Source organism: Salinivibrio sp. MA607, assembly GCF_001996245.1.
GTDB classification, from domain to species: domain Bacteria; phylum Pseudomonadota; class Gammaproteobacteria; order Enterobacterales; family Vibrionaceae; genus Salinivibrio; species Salinivibrio costicola.
Genome location: NZ_MUFJ01000007.1, coordinates 73,209 through 95,183 on the forward strand (window position 1 = coordinate 73,209; position 21,975 = coordinate 95,183).

20 protein-coding genes and 1 tRNA gene are annotated in these 21,975 nt (G+C 48.6%); 6 read left to right on the forward strand and 15 right to left on the reverse strand.

Going from position 1 to position 21,975, the window contains the following annotated elements; all coding sequences use genetic code 11:
• Nucleotides 1–59 precede the first annotated feature (59 nt).
• Both BZG81_RS05235 and BZG81_RS05240 read left to right on the forward strand, forming a co-directional pair.
• Nucleotides 60–2,018 (forward strand): sensor histidine kinase, encoded by a 1,959-nt coding sequence (locus BZG81_RS05235; RefSeq protein ID WP_077676890.1) that lies wholly within the window; start codon nt 60–62, stop codon nt 2,016–2,018.
• A 15-nt stretch (nt 2,019–2,033) separates the two neighbouring features.
• Nucleotides 2,034–4,010, forward strand: coding sequence for a sensor histidine kinase (locus tag BZG81_RS05240; RefSeq protein WP_077676891.1), 1,977 nt, complete (start codon nt 2,034–2,036; stop codon nt 4,008–4,010).
• A gap of 50 nt (nt 4,011–4,060) precedes the next feature.
• Here the strand turns inward: BZG81_RS05240 and betA are convergent, their stop codons facing one another.
• Nucleotides 4,061–5,752: a choline dehydrogenase gene (gene betA / locus BZG81_RS05245; RefSeq protein ID WP_077676892.1), complete on the reverse strand. Its 1,692-nt coding sequence runs from the start codon at nt 5,750–5,752 to the stop codon at nt 4,061–4,063.
• Nucleotides 5,753–5,856: 104 nt separating this feature from the next.
• A complete protein-coding gene (locus BZG81_RS05250) occupies nt 5,857–6,597 on the reverse strand; it encodes a FadR/GntR family transcriptional regulator (RefSeq protein WP_021022761.1) in 741 nt (246 codons plus the stop codon).
• A gap of 276 nt (nt 6,598–6,873) precedes the next feature.
• Here BZG81_RS05250 and BZG81_RS05255 point away from each other — a divergent pair, with 276 nt between their 5' ends.
• Nucleotides 6,874–8,361: a SulP family inorganic anion transporter gene (locus BZG81_RS05255; protein WP_021022760.1), complete on the forward strand. Its 1,488-nt coding sequence runs from the start codon at nt 6,874–6,876 to the stop codon at nt 8,359–8,361.
• 10 nt (nt 8,362–8,371) lie between these two features.
• A complete protein-coding gene (locus tag BZG81_RS05260) occupies nt 8,372–9,214 on the forward strand; it encodes a universal stress protein (protein WP_077576522.1) in 843 nt (280 codons plus the stop codon).
• Between the two features lie 167 nt (nt 9,215–9,381).
• On the opposite strand, the gene BZG81_RS05265 is transcribed toward BZG81_RS05260, so the two are convergent.
• The 7 genes from BZG81_RS05265 to BZG81_RS05295 all read right to left on the reverse strand — a co-directional run bounded on the left by BZG81_RS05265 (nt 9,382) and on the right by BZG81_RS05295 (nt 14,117).
• Nucleotides 9,382–9,804, reverse strand: coding sequence for a GNAT family N-acetyltransferase (locus tag BZG81_RS05265; protein ID WP_021022758.1), 423 nt, complete (start codon nt 9,802–9,804; stop codon nt 9,382–9,384).
• 89 nt (nt 9,805–9,893) lie between these two features.
• Nucleotides 9,894–10,421: a nucleotidyltransferase family protein gene (locus tag BZG81_RS05270; RefSeq protein ID WP_241827357.1), complete on the reverse strand. Its 528-nt coding sequence runs from the start codon at nt 10,419–10,421 to the stop codon at nt 9,894–9,896.
• Between the two features lie 108 nt (nt 10,422–10,529).
• A complete protein-coding gene (locus tag BZG81_RS05275; protein ID WP_077461264.1) occupies nt 10,530–10,922 on the reverse strand; it encodes a hypothetical protein in 393 nt (130 codons plus the stop codon).
• A complete protein-coding gene (gene yidD / locus BZG81_RS05280; protein WP_077676894.1) occupies nt 10,923–11,147 on the reverse strand; it encodes a membrane protein insertion efficiency factor YidD in 225 nt (74 codons plus the stop codon).
• A complete protein-coding gene (locus BZG81_RS05285; protein WP_021022754.1) occupies nt 11,147–11,362 on the reverse strand; it encodes a DUF4177 domain-containing protein in 216 nt (71 codons plus the stop codon). The genes yidD and BZG81_RS05285 overlap by 1 nt, the downstream gene beginning before the upstream one ends.
• A 53-nt stretch (nt 11,363–11,415) precedes the next feature.
• Complete coding sequence (locus tag BZG81_RS05290; RefSeq protein ID WP_198533629.1) at nt 11,416–13,500, reverse strand: M13 family metallopeptidase; 2,085 nt, start codon at nt 13,498–13,500, stop codon at nt 11,416–11,418.
• Between the two features lie 74 nt (nt 13,501–13,574).
• Nucleotides 13,575–14,117, reverse strand: coding sequence for a GNAT family N-acetyltransferase (locus tag BZG81_RS05295; protein ID WP_077676895.1), 543 nt, complete (start codon nt 14,115–14,117; stop codon nt 13,575–13,577).
• Nucleotides 14,118–14,323: 206 nt separating this feature from the next.
• Between BZG81_RS05295 and BZG81_RS05300 the strand changes: the two genes are divergently transcribed.
• A complete protein-coding gene (locus BZG81_RS05300) occupies nt 14,324–14,707 on the forward strand; it encodes a hypothetical protein (protein WP_077676896.1) in 384 nt (127 codons plus the stop codon).
• Nucleotides 14,708–14,812: 105 nt separating this feature from the next.
• On the opposite strand, the gene yegD is transcribed toward BZG81_RS05300, so the two are convergent.
• On the reverse strand, nt 14,813–16,165 hold the full coding sequence (gene yegD, locus BZG81_RS05305) for a molecular chaperone (RefSeq protein ID WP_077676897.1): 1,353 nt from the start codon (nt 16,163–16,165) through the stop codon (nt 14,813–14,815).
• Between the two features lie 112 nt (nt 16,166–16,277).
• Here yegD and BZG81_RS05310 point away from each other — a divergent pair, with 112 nt between their 5' ends.
• Nucleotides 16,278–16,553 (forward strand): type II toxin-antitoxin system RelE/ParE family toxin, encoded by a 276-nt coding sequence (locus BZG81_RS05310; RefSeq protein ID WP_077676898.1) that lies wholly within the window; start codon nt 16,278–16,280, stop codon nt 16,551–16,553.
• A gap of 244 nt (nt 16,554–16,797) precedes the next feature.
• Here the strand turns inward: BZG81_RS05310 and BZG81_RS05315 are convergent.
• The 5 genes from BZG81_RS05315 to BZG81_RS05335 form a co-directional block, all read right to left on the reverse strand.
• A tRNA-Ser gene (locus BZG81_RS05315) sits at nt 16,798–16,888 on the reverse strand.
• 130 nt (nt 16,889–17,018) lie between these two features.
• Entirely contained in the window at nt 17,019–17,771 is a 753-nt protein-coding gene (pstB, locus tag BZG81_RS05320; RefSeq protein WP_443216218.1) for a phosphate ABC transporter ATP-binding protein PstB, read from the reverse strand.
• A 133-nt stretch (nt 17,772–17,904) separates the two neighbouring features.
• Nucleotides 17,905–19,209: a phosphate ABC transporter permease PstA gene (pstA, locus tag BZG81_RS05325; protein WP_077576674.1), complete on the reverse strand. Its 1,305-nt coding sequence runs from the start codon at nt 19,207–19,209 to the stop codon at nt 17,905–17,907.
• On the reverse strand, nt 19,202–20,584 hold the full coding sequence (gene pstC, locus BZG81_RS05330) for a phosphate ABC transporter permease subunit PstC (RefSeq protein ID WP_021023114.1): 1,383 nt from the start codon (nt 20,582–20,584) through the stop codon (nt 19,202–19,204). The genes pstA and pstC overlap by 8 nt, the downstream gene beginning before the upstream one ends.
• A gap of 66 nt (nt 20,585–20,650) precedes the next feature.
• On the reverse strand, nt 20,651–21,691 hold the full coding sequence (locus BZG81_RS05335) for a substrate-binding domain-containing protein (protein ID WP_077676900.1): 1,041 nt from the start codon (nt 21,689–21,691) through the stop codon (nt 20,651–20,653).
• Between the last annotated feature and the right edge of the window lie 284 nt (nt 21,692–21,975).

Here is a 21,975-nt window from a genome sequence, read left to right on the forward strand (position 1 = left end):
ACTGAAGATTTACATTTAGATTTTTCTCTTAATCATCATTACAGCGCGACAGTCTATCTATGACCCGAAGCCATAAATTCGATGACAGCATTCGTAACCCTTTCTTCAGCCTGGTAGGCCGACGCATTCTGCTAATTATGGTTTGTCTCAGCGGTTTTTTCACGCTATTGACCACAGTGTTACAGAGCTATTGGCAGTATGATGAAGCCTTTAGTCAAGTGGAAAATCGCCATGATGAAATTGAGCATATCCACGCCGAATTAATCGCGAGCTCACTGTGGATTTACGATCTCACCAGTGTTCAAGAGCGAATCGATGGATTAGTCAACCTTCCTCATGTTGACTACCTAGCCATACGGTCCGAAAACTATCTTTTTGAGGCAGGCAAGCCAGTCGACCTGAAAAAGATGGTGAATGAGTACCCACTGGAATATGATGACCCAGATACAGGTAAAACGCAGCGCGTCGGTACCGTCTATGTTGAGTCAAATATCCAGACCATCTATACCGAATTGACGCAGCGTTTTTTTATTACCTTGCTACTCAACCTCATAAAAACCTTACTGGTTTGCTTCTTCATTCTCTTAGTCTTTCATTATACCGTCAGTCAAAGAGTCTTTAAAATTGCGCAATTTCTTCGCCACTACAACCCACTCGATCCCAAAGAAGAAAAACTCATTTTGCCGAGAAAGCGCTTCATTATGGAAAGAGAGGATGAGCTCGACTGGCTTGCCGACGAAACGAATAAAATCACCAATAATATGTCAACGCTTTACCGTAATATTATGTTAGAGCGTGAACGGTTATCGGACTTTACCCATGTATCTTCTGACTGGCTCTGGGAAACCGATGCCGATCTCAAGCTCACTTTTTGTTCTGAGCCAATGCGACAAGCATTCGGTTTAGGGGCCAATCGCTTTCCCAACCTCAAAGACTTAGTGCATGGCATTGGCTGTCAGCAATTTGTGACTTATCTTAATCATCAACAAGACTTTGCCATGTGTGAAGAAACCATCCCATTCGGAGAGCAAAGCCGTTATTTTGTATTTCAAGCGATCGCCCATCATGGTGTGAATGGCTTTCGGGGGTTTCGTGGTACCGGCATTGATATCACTGAGCTCAAAGCCGCGCAATTTGAACTGGAAGCATTGAACCAAAATCTAGAGTTAACGGTGGATGAGCGAACTAGAGAGCTGCAAGAAAGTATGGAACACCTAACAGCGGCGCAAGAGCAGTTAGTTGAGTCAGAGAAACTGGCCGCGTTAGGCAGCTTAGTCGCCGGCGTTGCACATGAAGTTAATACCCCGTTGGGGATCGCGGTTACCGCCTCCTCGGTTGTTCAAGACGTCACCAAAACGCTCAATCAAGCATTTGAAAACCAAACCCTGACCAGCACGCAGTTTGCTTCTTTAATGAAGCAGGCGAATGAGAGCATACAAATGCTCGAGCATAACCTAACACGTGCCACACGTCTTATTCGCGACTTTAAACAAACCGCGGTCGATCAAGTCTCTGAAGCACTCACTGAATTCGATGTCAAACAAACCTTAGATGCATTGATTGCTAGCCTGCATCCAGAAACGCGTAAAGTCCCAGTGACGCCGCAGGTTGTAGGTGATAACAATATACGGATGTACAGTTTACCTGGTGTGATCACTCAAATTATCTCAAACCTTGTCATGAACAGTATCAATCATGCTTTTGAGGATACTCAATCGCCTGAAATCATTATTGAATTTGAAACACAAGACGACCATCTGTACCTCAGTTATCAGGACAACGGATGTGGTATTGATCCCGCTCTACATCATCGTATCTTTGAACCTTTTTATACCACTAAACGCGGACGTGGCGGATCAGGCCTAGGGCTGAATCTGGTATTTAATTTGGTTCGGCAAAAGTTAGAAGGCGAGCTTCAATTTGAATCAGAGCCAGGAAAAGGCGCTAAATTTATGTTTTTAATCCCTTTGAGCTTATCGACTCGCAGCTCGCGAAACGTATGCAAAGACAAGCACTAAGGCGATAAAAAGAGCATGGGAAAGCTGCAAAAATTTGAACAAGGGTTAAGTCATCCACTGTTTAGCATTGTTGGACGGCGGATCATTTTATTGATGGTACTTCTCAGTGGCGTTTTCACCATCATGACAACGCTCTTGCAACTATCATGGGACTATGAAGAGGCATTCAATAACGTTGATAAACGCCAATATGAAATCAAGAATGTGCATGCAGATCTGCTTGCATCCTCACTCTGGGTCTTTGATCTGGTCAGTGCGCAGAACCGCCTCAACGGTCTGGTTAATTTACCCTATATTGATTACCTATCCGTTGAGTTTGATGGGGTTGTTTTAGATGCCGGTCAACCCAACACACAAAGCACGGTCACGAGCGAAACAGTGCTGACTTACGTGCACCCAGACACCGAGCGTCGTATCGAACTCGGGGTTTTAAAGATTGAATCAGACACACAAAAAATCTATGACGTGTTGCTACAACAATTTTTAGTCACGCTGCTTCTTAATGGCGTTAAAACACTGATTGTCTGCGCGTTAATCCTGTGGGTATTTCACCAAAGTGTCAGCCAGCGAGTATTCGCCATCGCCAAGCATTTACGTCAGTTTGATCCGTTAGCACCGACTCATGAGCCGCTAAACCTAAAACATCGTAAGTTTATCATGGAAAAAAATGACGAACTGGACTGGCTCGCTGACGAAACCAATAAAATCACCTTACGGATAAGTAACCTTTATCAAAATATTATCTTAGAGCAACAACGATTAGCTGACTTTACTAACGCTGCGTCAGACTGGCTTTGGGAAACCGACGCGACACAGCGACTCACCTTTTGTTCAGAAGCAATGCAGTCTGCGTTGGCTATTTCCATTGAGCCCCCCACAAAAATAAAAGCGGTTCCAGCACTTATCCATTGCGCGTCGCTGCTAAACAAAATGGATGCCTGTGAAAACTTCACCATGTGTGAGGAGCAGATCACCCTCGACGGCAATACCCATTATTTTATTTTCCAGGGCGTCGCGCATTTCAACCATCAAGGCTTCGTCGGTTTTCGAGGGACAGCAATTGATATTACCGAGCTAAAGCAAACACAGTTTGAGCTAGAAAAATTGAATCAAACCTTGGAGGCTACCGTTGAAACGCGAACTCAAGATTTAGAACACAGTATGGCCCATCTCAAAGCGGCACAGAATCAGTTGGTCGAATCAGAAAAACTCGCGGCGCTCGGACGTTTAGTCGCCGGCGTCGCCCACGAGGTCAATACACCACTTGGGATAGCCGTAACCGCCAACTCAGTAATTAAAGAGGCCGTTTCACGCTTAAATACCGCGTTCGAGCAGCAAACGCTAACCAGCCAACAATACACAGAATGGATGCAACAAATCACAGACGGCACTGGCATGCTAGAAAATAACCTCAATCGTGCCGCCCGCTTGATTCGAGATTTTAAACAAACCGCAGTCGACCAAGTCTCTGAGAGCCGCAGTCAATTCCGCCCTGTACAAACCCTGGATGCGCTCGTAGGGAGCCTGCATCCTGAAACGAAAAAAGTCCCAGTGACACCTGTTGTCGAGGGCGATGCGGAACTACTGATGAATAGCTTGCCGGGCGTATTAACGCAAGTCATTTCAAACTTAGTGATGAACAGCGTTCGCCATGCCTTTGAAGGGGTAAGCAATCCGAATATCCACATCAAAGTGATAGACTATAACGACGAGGTTGACATCGTATATACTGACAATGGTGTGGGGGTGCCTCCCGACTTACATCAACGCATTTTTGAGCCCTTTTATACGAGCAAGCGCGGCAAAGGAGGATCAGGGTTGGGACTGAACCTTGTTTTTAATTTGGTGTATCAAAAGCTGCAAGGCCAGCTCAAATTTGACTCTGACGTTAACCAAGGCGTGACGGTCACATTAACGTTACCCAAGTTTCTCCACGTATCACCCCATTTGGAAGACACAGAGACAAAAAATGGCGGGGCTTTAAACGAGTAAAGAGCCAGCATGGCTGGCTCTTGGTGATTAACGCCTAACGCAGGCAGAATTTAAGCCAGCGCCGCGTCTTCTTCCGGTGCGGAGGCATGCTCAGGAAGATAGCGGTAGTATTCCGCATCTTTCGCCGGCGAAAGCGTGTGGCCCATGATCATATCAGCGGCCTTTTCTGCCACCATAATCGTCGGTGCGTACAAATTGCCATTGGTGATCGCCGGGAACACGGAGGCATCCACCACACGCAAGTTATTCACGCCATGGACGTTCAGCGATTCATCCACCACGGCCATCTCGTCACTCGCCAAGCCCATTTTACAGGTACAGCTTGGGTGATACGCACTTTCCCCTTCTCGAGCCACAAAATCGAGGATCTCCTGATCCGTCTGTGCCTCGCTGCCCGGTGAAAGCTCTTTGCCACGCAAATGATCAAAAGCCGGCTGGGCAATGATATCGCGAGAGACACGGATCGCTTCCACCCACTCTTTACGCTCTTGTGGCGTTGAAAGGTAGTTAAAGAAGATCTCTGGCTTCTCATCCGGGTTGGTACTACGAATTTTGACATGGCCACGCACATCGGTATTCATCGGCCCAACGTGTAACTGGAAGCCATGTCCTTTGTTCGGTGCCGAACCATCATAACGGATCGCCAACGGCAAAAAGTGGAACTGTAAATTCGGGTAGGCGACTTCGTCGTTACCGCGCACAAATCCACCCGCTTCAAAGTGGTTGGTCGCGGCAGCACCTTTACGACGGAAAAGCCAATCAAAACCAATTTTGGGCTGATTGTGATACTTCAAGGCCGGATACATACTCACAGGCTCTTTACATTCGTACTGCACATACAGCTCTAAGTGATCTTGTAAGTTTTCTCCCACGCCTGGCAAATGATGCACCGGTTTGATACCTAAGTTTTTCAGCGTATTCTCATCACCTACACCGGATAATTGTAAGAGTTTGGGTGAGTTAATCGCGCCGCCGCAGCTGATAATTTCAGCCCCATAAGCGGTTTTTTTGCGACCCCACTTACGGTATTCCACCCCAATCGCGGTTTTACCTTCAAACACGATCTTATCGGTCGTTGCCCCTGTCAGTACTGTCAGATTTTTACGGTTCATGACCGGGTGTAAATACGCCCGGGCAGCACTGTGACGACGGCCGCGATAGATATTTTGATCAAAAATACCAAAGCCTTCTTGCTGATAACCATTCACGTCGTCGGTCAATGGATAGCCCGCTTGTTGCGTCGCGTCAAAGAACGCACTAAACAGAGGGTTATCACATTGTGCGGTTTCAATCGCCAGCGGACCATTGTTGCCATGATAGTCATCTTGGCCTTTTAATCGCGTCTCACACTTGCGGAAATACGGTAAGCAATGGGCATAATCCCATTTTTTCAGCCCGTGATCGTTGGCCCACTTTTCATAATCCAACGCATTACCACGAATATAAATCATGCCATTAATACTACTGCTACCACCCAGCACTTTACCGCGCGGCTGCGCAATGCGGCGATTATGCATATTCGGTTCGGGCTCGGATTCATAGAGCCAGTTATAGGTGCTATCTGTTAGCAGATAGGTTAACGCCGCAGGCATGTGAATACGAAAATCAATACGATAGTCAGGGCGTCCCGCCTCGAGTAACAGCACCTTGTTATCTGGATTGGCACTTAAACGATTCGCCAGTACGCAGCCTGCCGAGCCTGCACCAACAATGATGTAGTCGTAATTTTGTTGCTGTCCCATAAAACCTCCAGTTTTTGTCCTTCCCGCGCGCAGGGCATAAGCCCGGAATAATCGCAACACGGGTGATGGGTATGATTGTGTAGAGGTTTCCTTTTTGATGATTTTTATAATTCGCTTGATACTTGTGCATCAATGCATTGTTGTAGCAACCGATAATGGTGGCTAATCGTTGCTTGTGCCTTAAACGGCTCCGCAGCGATAATGTGGTTAACGGTCTGTTGCCAGTTTTCCACTGTAAGACGACGGTAATCTGTCGCCTGATAAAGCGCATAGTCGTGTGAGCTAAACCCTTGCTGTATCGCATGCATCACCCACTCAAAAATCGGATTTCCCGACATGGTAGCAATCAACAAGTTCAGTGCTCGGTCGAGCTCCCCTAAGCGAGCGAGATCGGGCTCATCATCTTTGGCAAGTGCCGCAAGCTCGGCGACCTTATCGTTTAACTGTTGCTTTTGTTCTATTGTTCCACGACTGATCGCGAGCAGTACTAAGCTGTGATCGACGGTTTCACGAAATTCCGCCACTTTGTCTGCTTTGACGTGACTTTGTTTTAAGAACAATGCCAGTGACTCGCTAATATTGTGCACGTCAACCTGGCGGACAACCGCTCCACCTTTTTGCCCTTTACGAATTTCAATCAAGCCTTTTTGTTTGAGTGATTGAATCGCCTCGCGTACCACTCCACGCCCCGTCCCAAACTGTTGCTGTAGCTCACGTTCACTGGGTAACTTGTCTCCCGGCTTCAGCGCTTCCGATAAAATCGCAGATTCGATCTGCAAGGCAACGTCTTCACTGGCACGTCCCATTTGTACCGGATGAAACAGACTGGTTGTGGATGCTGTCATGATGGCTCCTCGCTTTTGGTCCTACCAAACTAACAAAATAATCGTAATATCGTCAAATTTATCTTTAAAAACCGCTTTTGGTAGTACCTTAACGATGAGCTTGGCGATTAAACCTCGATATTTGGGGTTGGGTCTTGAATAGAGAGTAGTCAGTGACTATCATCACGTTTTTTATTTATAAAGGAGAGTTGCCATGCGCATGACGCCGCCCTAGTCGTTCCCGCCTTATTTTTTCACCTTGTATAATCATATTCCTTTAAAAGACTGAGACTGTTCATGATTGAAACGATGAAACGTGATTGGTTCTCCAATCTGCGTGGTGACGTGCTGGCTGGCATTGTGGTAGCTCTAGCGTTAATTCCAGAAGCGATTGCTTTTTCTATTATTGCGGGTGTCGACCCAAAAGTGGGGCTGTATGCCTCATTCAGTATTGCAGTGATCATTGCCTTTGTCGGTGGCCGACCTGGGATGATCTCTGCGGCAACCGGCGCCATGGCGTTACTGATGGTGACACTGGTTAAAGAGCACGGCCTTGAATATTTATTGGCCGCCACCGTACTAACGGGTGTTTTGCAGATTCTAGCCGGTTACCTCAAGCTCGGCGATCTCATGCGCTTTGTATCACGCTCGGTGGTCACTGGATTTGTTAACGCCCTTGCGATCCTCATTTTTATGGCCCAGTTACCCGAACTCACTGATGTGACGTGGCACGTGTATGCCATGACGCTGGCAGGATTAGCCATTATCTATTTGTTCCCATACGTTCCTGTGGTCGGTAAATTATTGCCATCGCCATTGGTGTGTATTTTGGTCCTAACAACGCTTGCCATTAGCGTTGGGTTAGATATTCGGACTGTGGGTGATATGGGCGAGCTGCCAGATACCTTACCGGTGTTTTTATGGCCCGATGTGCCGCTTAACCTGGAAACCTTGATGATTATCTTCCCGTACTCAGCGGGACTAGCGGTAGTCGGTTTGCTCGAATCGATGATGACCGCTACCATTGTGGACGATTTGACCGACACCGGCAGTGACAAAAACCGCGAGTGTAAAGGCCAAGGTATCGCGAATATTGCCACCGGCTTTATTGGTGGTATGGCCGGTTGTGCGATGATTGGTCAATCGATCATTAACATCAAATCCGGCGGTCGTTCACGCTTATCCACCCTGTGTGCCGGTACACTTCTGTTGATCATGGTGGTGTTTTTAAGCGACTGGATTAAGTTGATCCCCATGGCGGCCCTAGTGGCGGTGATGATCATGGTCTCGATTGGGACATTCTCGTGGAGCTCTATCAAAGATCTTAAAACCCATCCTTTGTCGACCAATATTGTGATGGTCACCACCGTGATTGTGGTAGTGGCAACCCATAACTTAGCCATTGGTGTTTTGGTCGGTGTGTTATTGGCATCCTTGTTCTTTGCCAACAAAATTGGTCGCTTTATGGTGGTTAAAAGCGAGCAAACCCAAGCTGACGAGCGTACCTATCGCGTTGTTGGGCAGGTCTTTTTTGCCTCTTCCGAGCAGTTCATTACATCGTTTGATTTTAAAGAAGCCGTTGAACGCGTCACCATTGATCTCTCTGATGCGCATTTTTGGGATGTTACTGCCGTCTCATCGCTCGACCGCGTGGTGATTAAATTCCGCCGTGAAGGCACCGAGGTAAATTTAGTGGGCATGAATGAAGCAACCGCCACCATTGTGGACAAGTTTGGCGTCCATGATAATCCGGAAGAAGTGGAAAAAATGATGGGCGGACACTAAGGAGCGCACGATGAATAAAATTATTGCTTGTATTGATGGTGCGTCGTACACCCAATCGGTGACAGATCTCAGCGTTTGGGCGGCTTCACGCCTGTCTGCACCGCTGACCTTTTTACATGTGTTGGAAAAACCCGCGAGTAGCGATTCTGAGTTATCAGGCAGTATTGGTTTAGGCAGTCGCGATCAGCTCATGAGTGAGCTGGTCGAGCTGGATGAAAAGCGTGCCAAACTGGCCTTGCAACATGGTAAGGCCCTATTGCATGAGTGCGAAGAAGTGGCGCTATCAAAGGGGCTGACCGAGGTCACGCGCTTGCAGCAACATGGCCACTTGCTTGAATCTTTGCTAGCGCTTGAATCGACCATGCGGGTGCTGGTGATTGGCCGGTCCGGTGATTTGCACCAGAACGATGCCAAAGCGATTGGATCGCAACTCGAAAGCGTCGTCCGCCGTATTCACAATCATATTTTGATTGCCACCGGGGATGTCACCCCACCCGATAGCTACCTTCTCGCGTTTGATGGCAGTGAGGTCAGTGAAAAACTGGTAGAGAAAGCCCTGAACACGCCCCTTCTTAAGGGCATGACCTGTCATTTGGTGATGGTGGATAACGACGCACATTCAGAGGCGTTTGAACGTGCAGCCCAACGCTTAACCGCCCAAGGTGTCGATGTTGTTCAAGCACGTTTATCGGGTGAGCCCGCTCAGGCTCTGTTGGCGTACCAAGCGCAACAAAATGTGGGCTTAATCACCATGGGCGCTTACGGTCATACCAAGCTGCGTCAGCTGTTTGTGGGTAGCACCACCACACGCATTGTGATTGATTCGCCCGTCCCTCTGTTATTGATTCGATAGCGGTTATCTATTGAATCATACGTAAACGCCATGAGCCTTGCTCGTGGCGTTTTTGTATCAAGCCAATTCATTTACTTTAACGCGTTCATACTTATCACTGGTATAACGAACAAGACACTGACATAACGAACAAGACAAACGTGGCCGTTAAGCTTCGTTAAGCTTCGTTAAGCTTCGTTAAGCACCTTGGTCATAAAGTGCAGTGCATGATCAACAGGATAGTCCGTCAATGTCATTTGGCACTGATAACCGTGCTTTTCATAGAAGGGTCTGGCTTGAAAGCTGAAGGTATCGACAAACGCCATTTTACAGCCTATGTCCTTGGCATATTCTTCCAGATTATCTAATAGATGGCTGCCGACATGACGATGGCGAAAAGCATCATCGACCCAAAGGTATTTAATCAATAGCCATTGGCCCCAGGTATTGGCAACAATGCCACCGATGCGCTCATCATTGTCATTATAGGCGTAGCCGGCAAGCGTGCCCTCAGGGAGACCTGCCAAGAAGGGGGCGTTGCTTTGTTTTAGCCCCTGACGGATAGCGGTAATATCGTCATCACTCGGGCTTGCATCCATGCGGTATTTCATTGTCGTCCATTTACTTACCAATCAGAAGATTGGGGTAGTATGCCCTTTGTGTTTTCGCCAATCTGTGCCAAGGCGCACTCTATTTGGCTTTACTCTTCATCAATCGGCTTGGCAGCGACTGAGCACTGGGTGGTCACGGTCAGTTTAGGCCAATGGGTTAACCATTGTTTTTCTTCAATACGCTGCTGAAAAACAGCCCATGGCCGTGCCGGGTTATGGCTCAGCTTCAACTCGAACAGCGACTGAACCCCAAACGCGGCAATGATCTCACAGCGCTGATTCATATCGAGACGGACCGCAATGGCCGTTTCTTTTTCAGGCCAAAATCGCATGGCGTCCAGGGTGCCAGCATACGCGGGGTCTTGGTGCTTTTCGTGCATCCGTGCTTGGTTACGGACTTGCCAGGTAATCTCTGGCATGGTTTTTTGGAGTAACCCTTGAAGATATTGCTCACGCTCACGGCTGGTATCGCTCGGATCATAGTAGATCACATCGATATCATTCAGCGCACTTGGCGGATATTTATGCATCGCATCCCAGACAAGGTTTCTCACAAACCCGGCGGCGATATAGCACTGAGGCAAATTGAGAGACTGAACACATCGTAATGCTCGCATCCTCACAGGATCTGCTTCAATTAAATCAATTAAGGCGCGACGATATGTCTTCTGGCATAAAAAGAATTGATGCTGGTGGCGTTTACGGATCCGACGGCGCTTCATGGATTAGTCACCGTGGCGGACGTGTTCATAAATTGAGCGTGATACATGGTAGTTGTACTGCCTGGCAATTTTTTGGGCCAAAAAAAGCTGTGGTAATTCAAATAGCACTAAACCAACCAAAATCAAAGCGAAATACGGCTGGCTCATCACTAAGCCAATAATGGCGATTACCAATAACGTACATTCTACGATAAACAACCGGTACTTTCGCAAGTAAAGATGATGGAATCCGCCTAAGAAAGCCCAATTGAGTACCGCATAGGTGTCTGGATCTTTCAGTTGTCTGGTTTGCTCGGCAAAATAGCGTTTTTTCTGGCTTGGGGTTAAGCCATTCACTTGATCACGCAGCAAGGCTTCCTGTGTTTCCAGCTCTTGCCATGGTTGCGTTATCCGCATCTAAGGCACCTCATCGTGAATTATTTCTACTGCATCGGGATCATTACAACGACGAATGCGCGCTAAGCCGAGTTGCCAGCCGCGAAGTGCGCCGTACTTTTCGATCGCTTGGCGCGTGTACTCCGAGCAGCTCGGCTCGAAATTACACGCAATATTGAACCGTTTCTTTGATCCACCTTTAGCTTGGTAACGATGGATCAAACTAAGCGACAAATACTTGAGCATTAGCGACCTAGGGTGACAATCACAGCCTCACGCTGCCAAAACAGCATGTAACGTTTCTTTTCAATCACTTGAAAAACAACCTGCCAACCATCTTGTGCGTATTGATTGAGTTCGGCTTCGAGGCGTTGCAACGGCAAGCCACTTGAGCCCAGCAATAAGGTGCCGCAACCACCTTCAACAATATGAACGACTTTGTACTCGGTAAACTTGCTCATCAATATTCTCCCTCTCCGAAACAAAAATGCCGCCTTGAAGGCGGCATCAGAGATTACCAGATATTCACCCGCTGATCTTCGGGTAAATACATGCCATCACCTTCCTTAATATCAAAGGCTTCATAGAACGCAGGGACATTGCGCGGCGCACCGAGCACGCGATATTGCGGTGGCGCATGCGGACCCAGCGACACGCGCTCACGCAGGGCATCTTCACGCATCTTCATTTTCCAAATCTGCCCCCAGCTGAGGAAGAATCGCTGCTCGCCGGTATACCCGTCCATCACTGGAGACGATTCACCCTGCAACGATTTTTGATAGGCGCGGAAGGCGGTGGTCAAGCCGACTAAATCACCAATGTTCTCACCCAAAGACACTTTGCCGTCAATGAACAAGTCCGGCAATGGCTCAAACTGGCTAAATTGCTCGGCCAGCTTTTGGGTGCGTGCATCAAAGCGCGCCCGGTCCTCATCCGTCCACCAGTTTGATAGGTTGCCATCGCCATCATAACGCGAACCCTGATCATCAAAACCATGCCCCATTTCATGACCAATCACCGCGCCGATACCGCCATAGTTCACGGCATCATCCGCATTCATATCAAAAAACGGTGGTTGTAAGATCCCGGCGGGGAACACAATCTCATTGGCGGTTGGGCTGTAATAAGCGTTGACCGTTTGCGGGGTCATACCCCACTCTTTGCGATCAACTGGCGCACCAATCCGCGACAGCATATCTTGATAGCCCCAGCGTGCGGCACGTTTGCTGTTGCCAATCAAGTCATCGGCGTTAATGGTCAGCGCGCTGTAATCTTCCCATTGCTCTGGATAGCCGATTTTGGGCGTGAATTTACTCAGCTTATCCAATGCTTTCGCTTTGGTTTCATCGCTCATCCACGCTAATGATTCAATCGAGTCTTTAAACGCGGCACGCAAGTTATCAATCATGGTTTCCATACGCGCTTTGGCTTCTGGCGGGAAGTAGCGGGCGACATACTCTTGGCCGAGCGCTTCACCCAGCACCCCTTCGGTGGCTTGCACGCCCCGCTTCCAACGGTCACGCTGCTCAGGAATGCCGTTAAGGGTTTTGGAATAGAACGCAAATTGACGTTCAACCAGCTCATGATTTAAGCGCGGTGCAAACGCATTGAGCGTGCGAATGGTGAGATAATCTTGCCACGCTTGCAAACTGGTTTGCTCAAACACCTGCCCTAGCGCCTCAAAATAAGACGGCATGCGCACCACAACCTCATCGGCTTTGTCGATACCCGCGCGCTTGGCAAAGCGAGCATAATCAAACTCGCCCATCAACTGGTTGAGCGCCTCAATGGGCATTTTATTATAGGTTGCTTGCGCGTCACGGCGTTTAGCGCGTGTCCAGTGGTGTTCTGCCAGCGTTTTCTCCAGCTGATAAATTCGATCAGCGCGTTGTTTGGCCTGATCGTAACCCGCTAAGCGCAGCATGTCTTCGAGATAGCTTTTATACGCGGTGCGGATACGCTCAGCGTCCTCGGTATCACGAAAGTAATAGTCTCTATCCGGCAGGCCCAACCCACTTTGGCTTAGATACAGAGCGTTATAGTCAGGGTTTTTCGCATCGGCCCATGCATAAAAACTGAACGGGATCCCAACGCCAACTCGTCGCAAGTCGGCCATCGCGTAAATCAGCGCAGGCTTCGAGGAAATCGCGGCAATACGATCGAGCTCAGGTTTGATTGGCGTCACCCCTAGGGCATCGATTTTATCTTGGTCCATATAGCTAAGATAAAAATCACGCAGCTTTTGCTCATTGGAGCCAGGCTTGAGATCATCACGCGCCACCAGCTCATCAATGATGCCTTTCAGACGCTTTTCATTCTCTTCAGCCAAGATACGGAACGCACCATAGCTGGACATATCATTGGGGATTTGGGTTTGGTCATACCAAGTACCGTTCACGTGACGGAACAAGTCATCTTGTGGACGAACCGAACGATCAAAATCTTGTAGATACAGACCGGATTCGCGCTGTACTTCAGCGTGTGTGGTGTTAGCAGCGTACACCTGCCCAGGCACCAGGCTCATCACGCCTAGTGCAAACGCGACCCCCATCGCGGCTCGCTTAAATCGCACTCGGTTGACTGATTTATTTTTCATCATTCGTTTACCTAATTCCTTCCATAACATGGCTCAAGCGACGTAATCTTGTCGATTCCCGAAAAGACATGCGCTGTTCACGACATAAGGTCTCGATAGAGCACCACACAGTGATAATCACGCCCCTCGTCTTGCTCGGGTTCAAAATGGGTAATACGACAAAACCCTTGCTGATACCAGAATCGAAACGCGCGAATGTTCTCGGCATAAACATTCACCCCCATGCGTCGATAGTCCCCATAAGCTTGCACGGTTTCAATCACGCTCGCAACCGCTTCGCTGCCATAGCCATGCTTTTGATATCTTGGAGAAATAGTGAGCATGGGCAGCCAAACACTCTGTGTATCCGGCGCATTGAGTGAGATTTGTAAGTAGCCAATATCTTTACCGTCATGGGTCTGAATGCGACGAAGGTAAAAGGCCTCTTCTACGTCGGGCGCCTTTTTCTCCGCACTGTCGGCAATCAATGATTGATAGGTGGATAACGACCAAGGCTTAAACGTGGGATCTTGATATTGCAGATGCTGATTTTGCTCAAACAGTGCTTTAACGCGCTTTGCATCACTGTACTCAAACGCACTAAAACACAAACGCTTAGAGCGCCATGTGGCTGGAAACATGTTTAATTCCTATTTTATCAGCGCATACATTGATTGATATCGCGCACAGTTTTAAAAACTAGCTGGTTGTCTGGCGTAGAAATCGCGGCTTTTGCGCGATTATTGTGCCCAAAAGAGGCAAATACGTGGCTTGCGCTTTTCTGTTTTTCGAAAAAATAAAATCCCTAATATGGTGGCTACGTTTCGACCTCTTCAGAGACACTTCGATGGATGATAACGCTCGGCAACTGCTTAACCACCTATGCCACGGCTATGACCAATTGGCCCAACGTCATCAGACGCGTGCTTTTCCAGAGCTCTCCACCGCTATCAAGCACCCACTCGGCTATTGTCTGGTTCACTGTCCGATCGGTAGTCAGCGATTATCGATTGTTTCGCTACAATTTGCTCCCAACGTTCGCGGCCAAGGGGTGCTGACGGCGTTTATCGACTACATTCAAGCGCATCCGCATCACTACCGCGGCATTGAAGTTGCCACCATTCAAAATCAAAGCTTAGCGAAACGACTACTGGCATTGGGTTGGCGATATAAGTCTGCCCTAACCAAGCTATTTCGCGCCAACCCCCCCACCTTGGTGCATGATTTCTAATCAAAATACGGAAGTTTTCGCTAAGTAGGGTTCCTATTATTGACAACTTTTTTTCTTTCGCAAGGTATTACAAGTAAGCGTCAAACCCAGTTCGTCAAGCGACGGTTACTTAAAGCAGACTTCCGCCCAACGCGCTAAGCCCGCGGTGACTGAGCCAAAGTAGTCGCCACTCACTACAGGAATGTTCGGCAGCTCTGCTTGTACAGCCTCCCGTAAGAAGGGCGAGCGCGCCGAGCCACCTGTCATAAAAATCACGTCAGGCTTTACATCGGCCTGCGCGACCACATCGTGCACTAAGGCGATCATCTTACGTTTGGGCGCCTCAATCGCATCAATCATGTTATCGCGCGTTACATCAACGTCCACGCGCTCGGAGAACAGTTGAATGCCCGCTCGATAAGCCGCTTGATCCGACAACGCAATCTTTGCCTCTTCCGCACGACGGACAATGTTGTGACCCAACGACTCGTGATATACCTCAAGCAAACGGGCCAGTTTATGTGGCTCTTGCGCTTGCTTGTGCAGCCCTTTGAGCACCGCCAAGTTTTCAAACGCATAGAAATCGTTTTGCGCTTGTACGTTGTTAATCGCGATGGGGTTGGAAAACTGCGTAATCGGCATCTCAATGCCAGATTCCATCTTACTGCCCATCCCAAACGGGAACATCATTTGTTTGAATGCCAACGCAATATCTAGGTCATTGCCGCCAATACGCTGACCTTTGTGCGCTAACAAACTTGCACTACGATCGCTACTACCGCGCCATGATGGCCCCATCTCAATCAATGAACAGTCTGTGGTGCCCCCACCGATATCGACCACAAGAACGATTTGGTCTTCGCTCAGTGTCGCTTCATAGTCCAGACCGGCAGCGACCGGTTCAAACTGAAATTCAACCTGTTTAAAGCCCGCCCGCTTAGCCGCATTGAGCAAAATACCTTCGGCTTGGTGGTTTGCCGTCTCGCCTCCACGGCCTTGAAAATTGATCGGCCGACCAATCACCGCATCATGAATACTCTGTTGGGTTTGGTGTTCGGCTTGCGTTTTGATGTTATCCATCATTGCGCATACTAGGTCTTCAAAAAAGCGCAGTTGGGCATCACGCAAACCTGACGCGCCAAGGAAAGATTTAGGGGATTTCACGTAGTACATATCACGCGGATCATCGAGATAACGATCGAGCGCCGCTTGACCAAACGCCATGTCCTCCGCCTCAAGTTCAATGCTTTCCTCTCGGTTTACATGGATGGCGCGGCGTAACATCTGCTCGCCAATCGTATCTAGCGGCTTGATGCCCCGATGACGAAACAGATACTCAGACACCGATTCGCGCGTAGGTGCGGCAAGGGAGGAAGGAATAAACGAGCTGTCCCCTTCTAGGCGTAACAGCGTCGGTTGACCGTTTTCAATCTTCGCCACCGAACAATTGGCTGTACCATAGTCAAAGCCGATATACATAAATGCCTCTCACCGCAGAAAAAGTCGGCAATGCTACCTCAACCGTCGCGGGATTTCTAACATCCGTCTACAGAGACCAATCAGTCGCGGCGTCGCTGCGAAACGCCACGCGTTGACAGTCCCTCTTGAGTCGTTTGTTGATCGTGAAAAGATCTTCGAGTTTCTCTATGACTTCAACCCTGATGCGGCAGAAAAAACTGACAACCTCATTGAAGCAAAAGTAGAAAACTTGCTTGAACAATCTTTAATGGGTGCACAACGAGATGGCATCCGCGGTCGATTACTCATTATTCCTGAGATTTCGATGATTGTTTCTTACTGGGACGAGGGCGATATTATCCAAGTGATGCGTGTACTCCACCAGAAACAAAAATTCCCTACGGATTGATTGCTGCCTCTGGGGAACTAACGCTCGCCTAAGTGGTGAGCAACGCAATACCGATGTTGCCGCAAACCACTGGGGCCCAAAAGGCCATGTAAGGGACAGAAATATAAGAGTTAGCGTACCAGAGTGCAGAATAGCTGTTTAGGCATAATCGCCTAAAATGTTGGCGCAGTCAGGGTTTGGGGAGTTATGGGGGGGGGATATAAACGCAAAAAAGCCGCTGACTGAGCAGCGGCTTTTTAGTATGTGGCGGAGAGATAGGGATTTGAACCCTAGAAGGGCTATTAACCCTTGCCGGTTTTCAAGACCGGTGCTTTCAACCACTCAGCCATCTCTCCGGAACGGGGCGTATAGTAGAGGCTACTCAGTGCGATGTAAAGTAGGTTTTTACTTTCTCACGCTTAAGTGCTGAAATTATCAGCAAACACCTATTTGAATAGGTTTCCCCTCTGCCAACCCGTTGCTTATTTAACCAAAACGACCATTGATATAGTCAGACGTCAGCTTATGCTCAGGATCATTAAACACTTTTTGTGTTGTGTTAACCTCAACCAAGCTACCGAGATGAAAATAAGCGGTGCGATCAGACACACGAGCTGCTTGCTGCATGGAATGCGTCACAATCACAATGCTGAAGTTCTTCTTCAAATCCGAGATCAGCTCTTCAATCACCCCAGTGGCAATCGGATCGAGGGCTGAACACGGCTCATCCATCAAAATAACTTCCGGTGCGACCGCAATAGTACGTGCAATACAAAGTCGCTGTTGCTGACCACCAGACAAGCCGGTTGCCGGCTGATCCAGGCGATCTTTAACCTCATTCCACAAACCGGCGCGTGTCAGCGATTGCTCCACCAGCTCATCTAAGTCAGTTTTACTATCGACCAAGCCGTGAATACGCGGGCCATAAGCAACGTTGTCATACACGGATTTAGGAAACGGGTTAGGACGTTGGAACACCATGCCGACTTGTGAGCGCAATTCGACAATTTCACTCTCGCGGTGGTAAATGTCAGTGTCTCCCAAAATGATGTCCCCCGTCACCTCACAGCCCGAGATCGTATCATTCATACGATTTAAGCAACGCAAGAACGTCGATTTACCACAGCCTGATGGCCCAATCATCGCAAGCACTTCTTTCTCGCCGATATCAAGGCTCACATTTTTAATCGCCGGCTTAGACCCGTTGTCATAATTAACGAACACATTTCGTGCTGTCATGCGTGGCATATCAACAAACGGAATACCACAGGTTTCACTCGGTGCTTGTGTGCTTTGTGGTGCGGCTTCCACTACATCTTCAGTCATGGTTAGGTTGTTCATTGTTGTCGTCGTCATGATTCTCTCTCCCGACTTACCAGCGTCGCTCGAGACGCTTACGCATAATCACCGCACAGGCATTCATAAAGGCTAAGAATGCCAGCAGTACCATAATTGCGCCTGAGGTGTTTTCGACAAAGCCCTTTTCAGGATTCTCTGCCCATAAATAGATTTGCACGGGTAACGCTGTGGCCGCATCAAGCGGACCGGATGGCACATCAACGATAAACGCGATCATCCCGATCATCAGTAGCGGTGCCGTTTCTCCGAGTGCTTGTGCCATCCCGATAATGGTACCGGTTAACATGCCTGGCATCGCCAATGGCAAGACGTGGTGAAGCACCATTTGCATCTTAGATGCACCCACACCCAAAGCCGCATCACGTACCGAGGGCGGAACCGCTTTAATCGCCGAACGACTCGATATAATAATCGTCGGTAATGTCATGAGCGTGAGCACTAAGCCACCAACAACTGGCGCCGAGCGTGGCAGATCAGCAAAGTTCAAGAAAACAGCCAGACCCAGCAAGCCAAACACAATCGAGGGCACGGCTGCTAAGTTGTTAATGTTAATTTCAATAATTTCGGTAATGCGATTACGTGGCGCAAACTCTTCCAAGTAAATCGCGGCTGCTACACCAATCGGGAAACTCAACGCCAGTGTTACCAACAAGGTGTAGAAAGACCCAACAGTCGCGCCCCAAATGCCCGCTAATTCAGCATCACGGCTATCACCATTGGTGAAGAAGCGCGTGTTGAACACGGTGCGTACGCGATTATCATCTTCCAGTTGGTTAAACCAGTTTATGTGCTTGTCTTTAAACTGACGATTTGACTCTGGGAGTTTTCCGTCGATGTTGCCTTTGTTGAATTGGTTGACGTTATCACCCGCCAATGCCCAAATCTCAATCTTCTGTCCGACCAGATCGGGGTTTGCGGCAACGCGGTCACGCAAATCATATTCCGCGCCCGTAGAGATAAAGCGAAATAGATCACGTTTATCGCCCCGCGAGGTCACCTCTGGCATCGCATTAAATATGGCCTTCGCCAATACCGAACGATAACTGAGGTATTCCAATGTTTCATCGTTCAGTGGTTTTCCCTCAATGCCCAAGCTTTGCTCACTGAGATCAACCGTTAAACGGATTTCGGTGGTGTAAAACGCCGTATACCCTTGGGAGACAATCGACCCAATCAGCAATACCAAGAAGGTGAAAGCGAGAAAAATCGATGTCATACCATACCAGCGGAAACGCTTTTCTTTTCCGCGACGTTTCGCAAGGCCTGCTTTTACCCTAGCACGCTTCTCTTGCGCAATTTTTTCGATTTTATCAGTCATATTGTTCTCGATATTTTTTCACGATGCGTAGCGCCACGAAGTTGAGCGCTAGCGTCACAACAAACAGCGTGAGACCCAAAGCAAATGCAGCCAGCGTTTTAGGGCTATCGAACTCTTGGTCACCGACCAACAATGTCACGATTTGAACCGTGACCGTAGTCACCGATTCCAAGGGGTTCGCCGTTAAGTTAGACGATAATCCTGCTGCCATCACCACGATCATGGTTTCACCAATCGCGCGTGATACCGCCAGCAATAAACCACCGACAATGCCTGGTAACGCGGCAGGAATCACAACCTGACGCACGGTTTCAGAGGGGGTAGCGCCTAGCCCTAATGAACCATCACGCAGTGACTGAGGCACGGCGGATATCACATCATCGGACAGCGAGGAGACAAACGGAATGATCATAATGCCCATCACCGCACCAGCTGCGAGTGCACTTTCTGACGATGCACTGGTAAAGCCGATCGCATGGGCAACATCACGAATAAATGGCGCCGCAACTAACGCTGCGAAAAAGCCGTAAACCACTGTCGGGATCCCCGCAAGGATCTCTAAAATAGGCTTAACAATGCCGCGAACACGGGGCGACGCGTATTCAGCCAAGTAAATGGCACTCATTAACCCAACCGGTGCCGCGATACACATGGCGATGAATGAAATCATCAAAGTGCCGGTAAATAGCGGGATCGCACCAAAAGAACCACTCGAGGCTTGTTGATCTGCACGCAGTGCAATCTGTGGCGACCATTCGGTGCCAAAGATGAACTCGGTCACGGGGATCATTTGGAAAAATCGCATCGCTTCAAACAACACTGAGAGCACAATGCCGAATGTGGTTAAGATTGCGAGGGTTGAGCAGAACAATAAAAAGCCCTGCATCACGTTTTCGACCCGATTGCGGGCACGTAAACGCAGTCGTAGCGAGCGCCAGCCAAAGGCTAATCCCGCCAACGCAAGTGCAGTCATTGCGGTGAATCGTAATGTGGTCCCTAAATGGTTCAGGGTTTGATAATGGTCCGCCGCAGCCAACAAGACAGCATCGTCAGTTTGGGTGATGCCACGAGCAATATTACCGATTTGACTGTATAACAAATCCGCATTGCCGAACTGCGTGACGTACGTATCGGAAATTTGTGCCATCACCAAACTGTGGATCAAGTTCGGTTCTACCGCTTGCCACAACAATAAGAGAACCAGTGCCGGAATCGCCGCCAAAATGGCGACATATGAGCCGTAATAGTTAGGTCGAGAATGCAGTTTGCTCAAGCCACCAGCCATGTTGGCAAGCTTAATAGAACGCGTTCGAGCAATAAAAAAGCCGGAAATTGCAATAATAGCAATCACGGTCATCAGCATGGGTGTTGTCATTGTTCCTCCTGAACACGATTAAAGGGGGTACGTGACACGTACCACCCTTTCGTATTCACAATGCGCTTACAAGTTTGGTTTTAAATCGACGGCAGCACTGCGTACTTGTTGCCACTCGTTTTCACCCAGTGGAATAAGGCCACGGTCAGCGAGATATCCCATGCTGCCCATTGCTTCTTCTGAGGTGAACGCTTTCACATAATCGCTCAGGCCAGGAATCACGTTCTCATGCGCTTTTTTAACGTAGAAATACAGTGAACGTGATACGGGATACTCGCCGGTACCAATGGCATCAAATGTTGGCAGAACACCCGAGATTTTAGAGCCTTGTACTTTGTCTGCGTTTTGCTCAAGGAAGCTGTAACCGAAGATGCCAAGCGCATCTGGGTTTGCTTCAAGCTTTTGCACAATCAAGTTATCGTTTTCACCGGCTTCGATGAAAGCACCGTCTTCGCGCATGCCGTGACAAATCGCTTTGAATTTGTCTTCGTTACTGTCTTCAAGTGCTGCGACTTCGGGATACTCGGAGCAGCCCGCTTCCATGGCTAGCTCAACAAACGCATCACGTGTCCCTGATGTTGGTGGTGGACCTAGCACCTCGATTTTGGTGTTAGGCAGTGATGGGTTCACGTCTTTCCACGTGTCATTGGGGTTGTCGATAAAGTTGCCGTTAGCGTCTGGGACGGTTTTAGCGAGTGCGGTGTAGATATCTTTTAGGGTGAGATCATACTGTTGCGATACTTTCGAGTTTGCGATAGCGATACCGTCATAACCGACTTTGATTTCGACAATCTCGTCGACGCCATTTGACTGACAGCGTTCAATTTCCGAGCTTTTGATTTTACGTGATGCGTTAGTCACATCTGGGGTGTTTTCACCGACGCCCGCACAGAACAACTTAAGTCCACCGCCTGAGCCAGTCGATTCGATTTTTGGTACTGAATATTGCGACGTGCGACCGAAGCGCTCAGCAACAACAGTAGCAAAAGGGTAAACAGTAGAAGAGCCAACGATGCTAATGTAGTCACGGCTTGCAGCCGTTGCGCTACCTGAGGCCAGCACGGCCATTGATACTGTCGTCGCTGCAAAGAGAGCTTTAAGTTTCACATCAACCTCCAAGTCGATTATTTAAGTTAGTGCTGTGTAAATCAATTTATCTACACATAACGAAGAACTCGGTTAACGGGGAGACACATTAAGCGCACAAAGTGACAGTTCCTTTATGCAATGATGAAGGTTTGATGACAGCCAGAGGCATTGGTAGCACACTCAAAAGTTGCTCAAGGTGCGCTAGCGCTGCGCGCGGAAGTGGCTAGGATAGATGAAACATCGATAACATAGCAGCGAGATAACATCACAATTGAGATGTTAGCTGCGAACAATTTGGATAA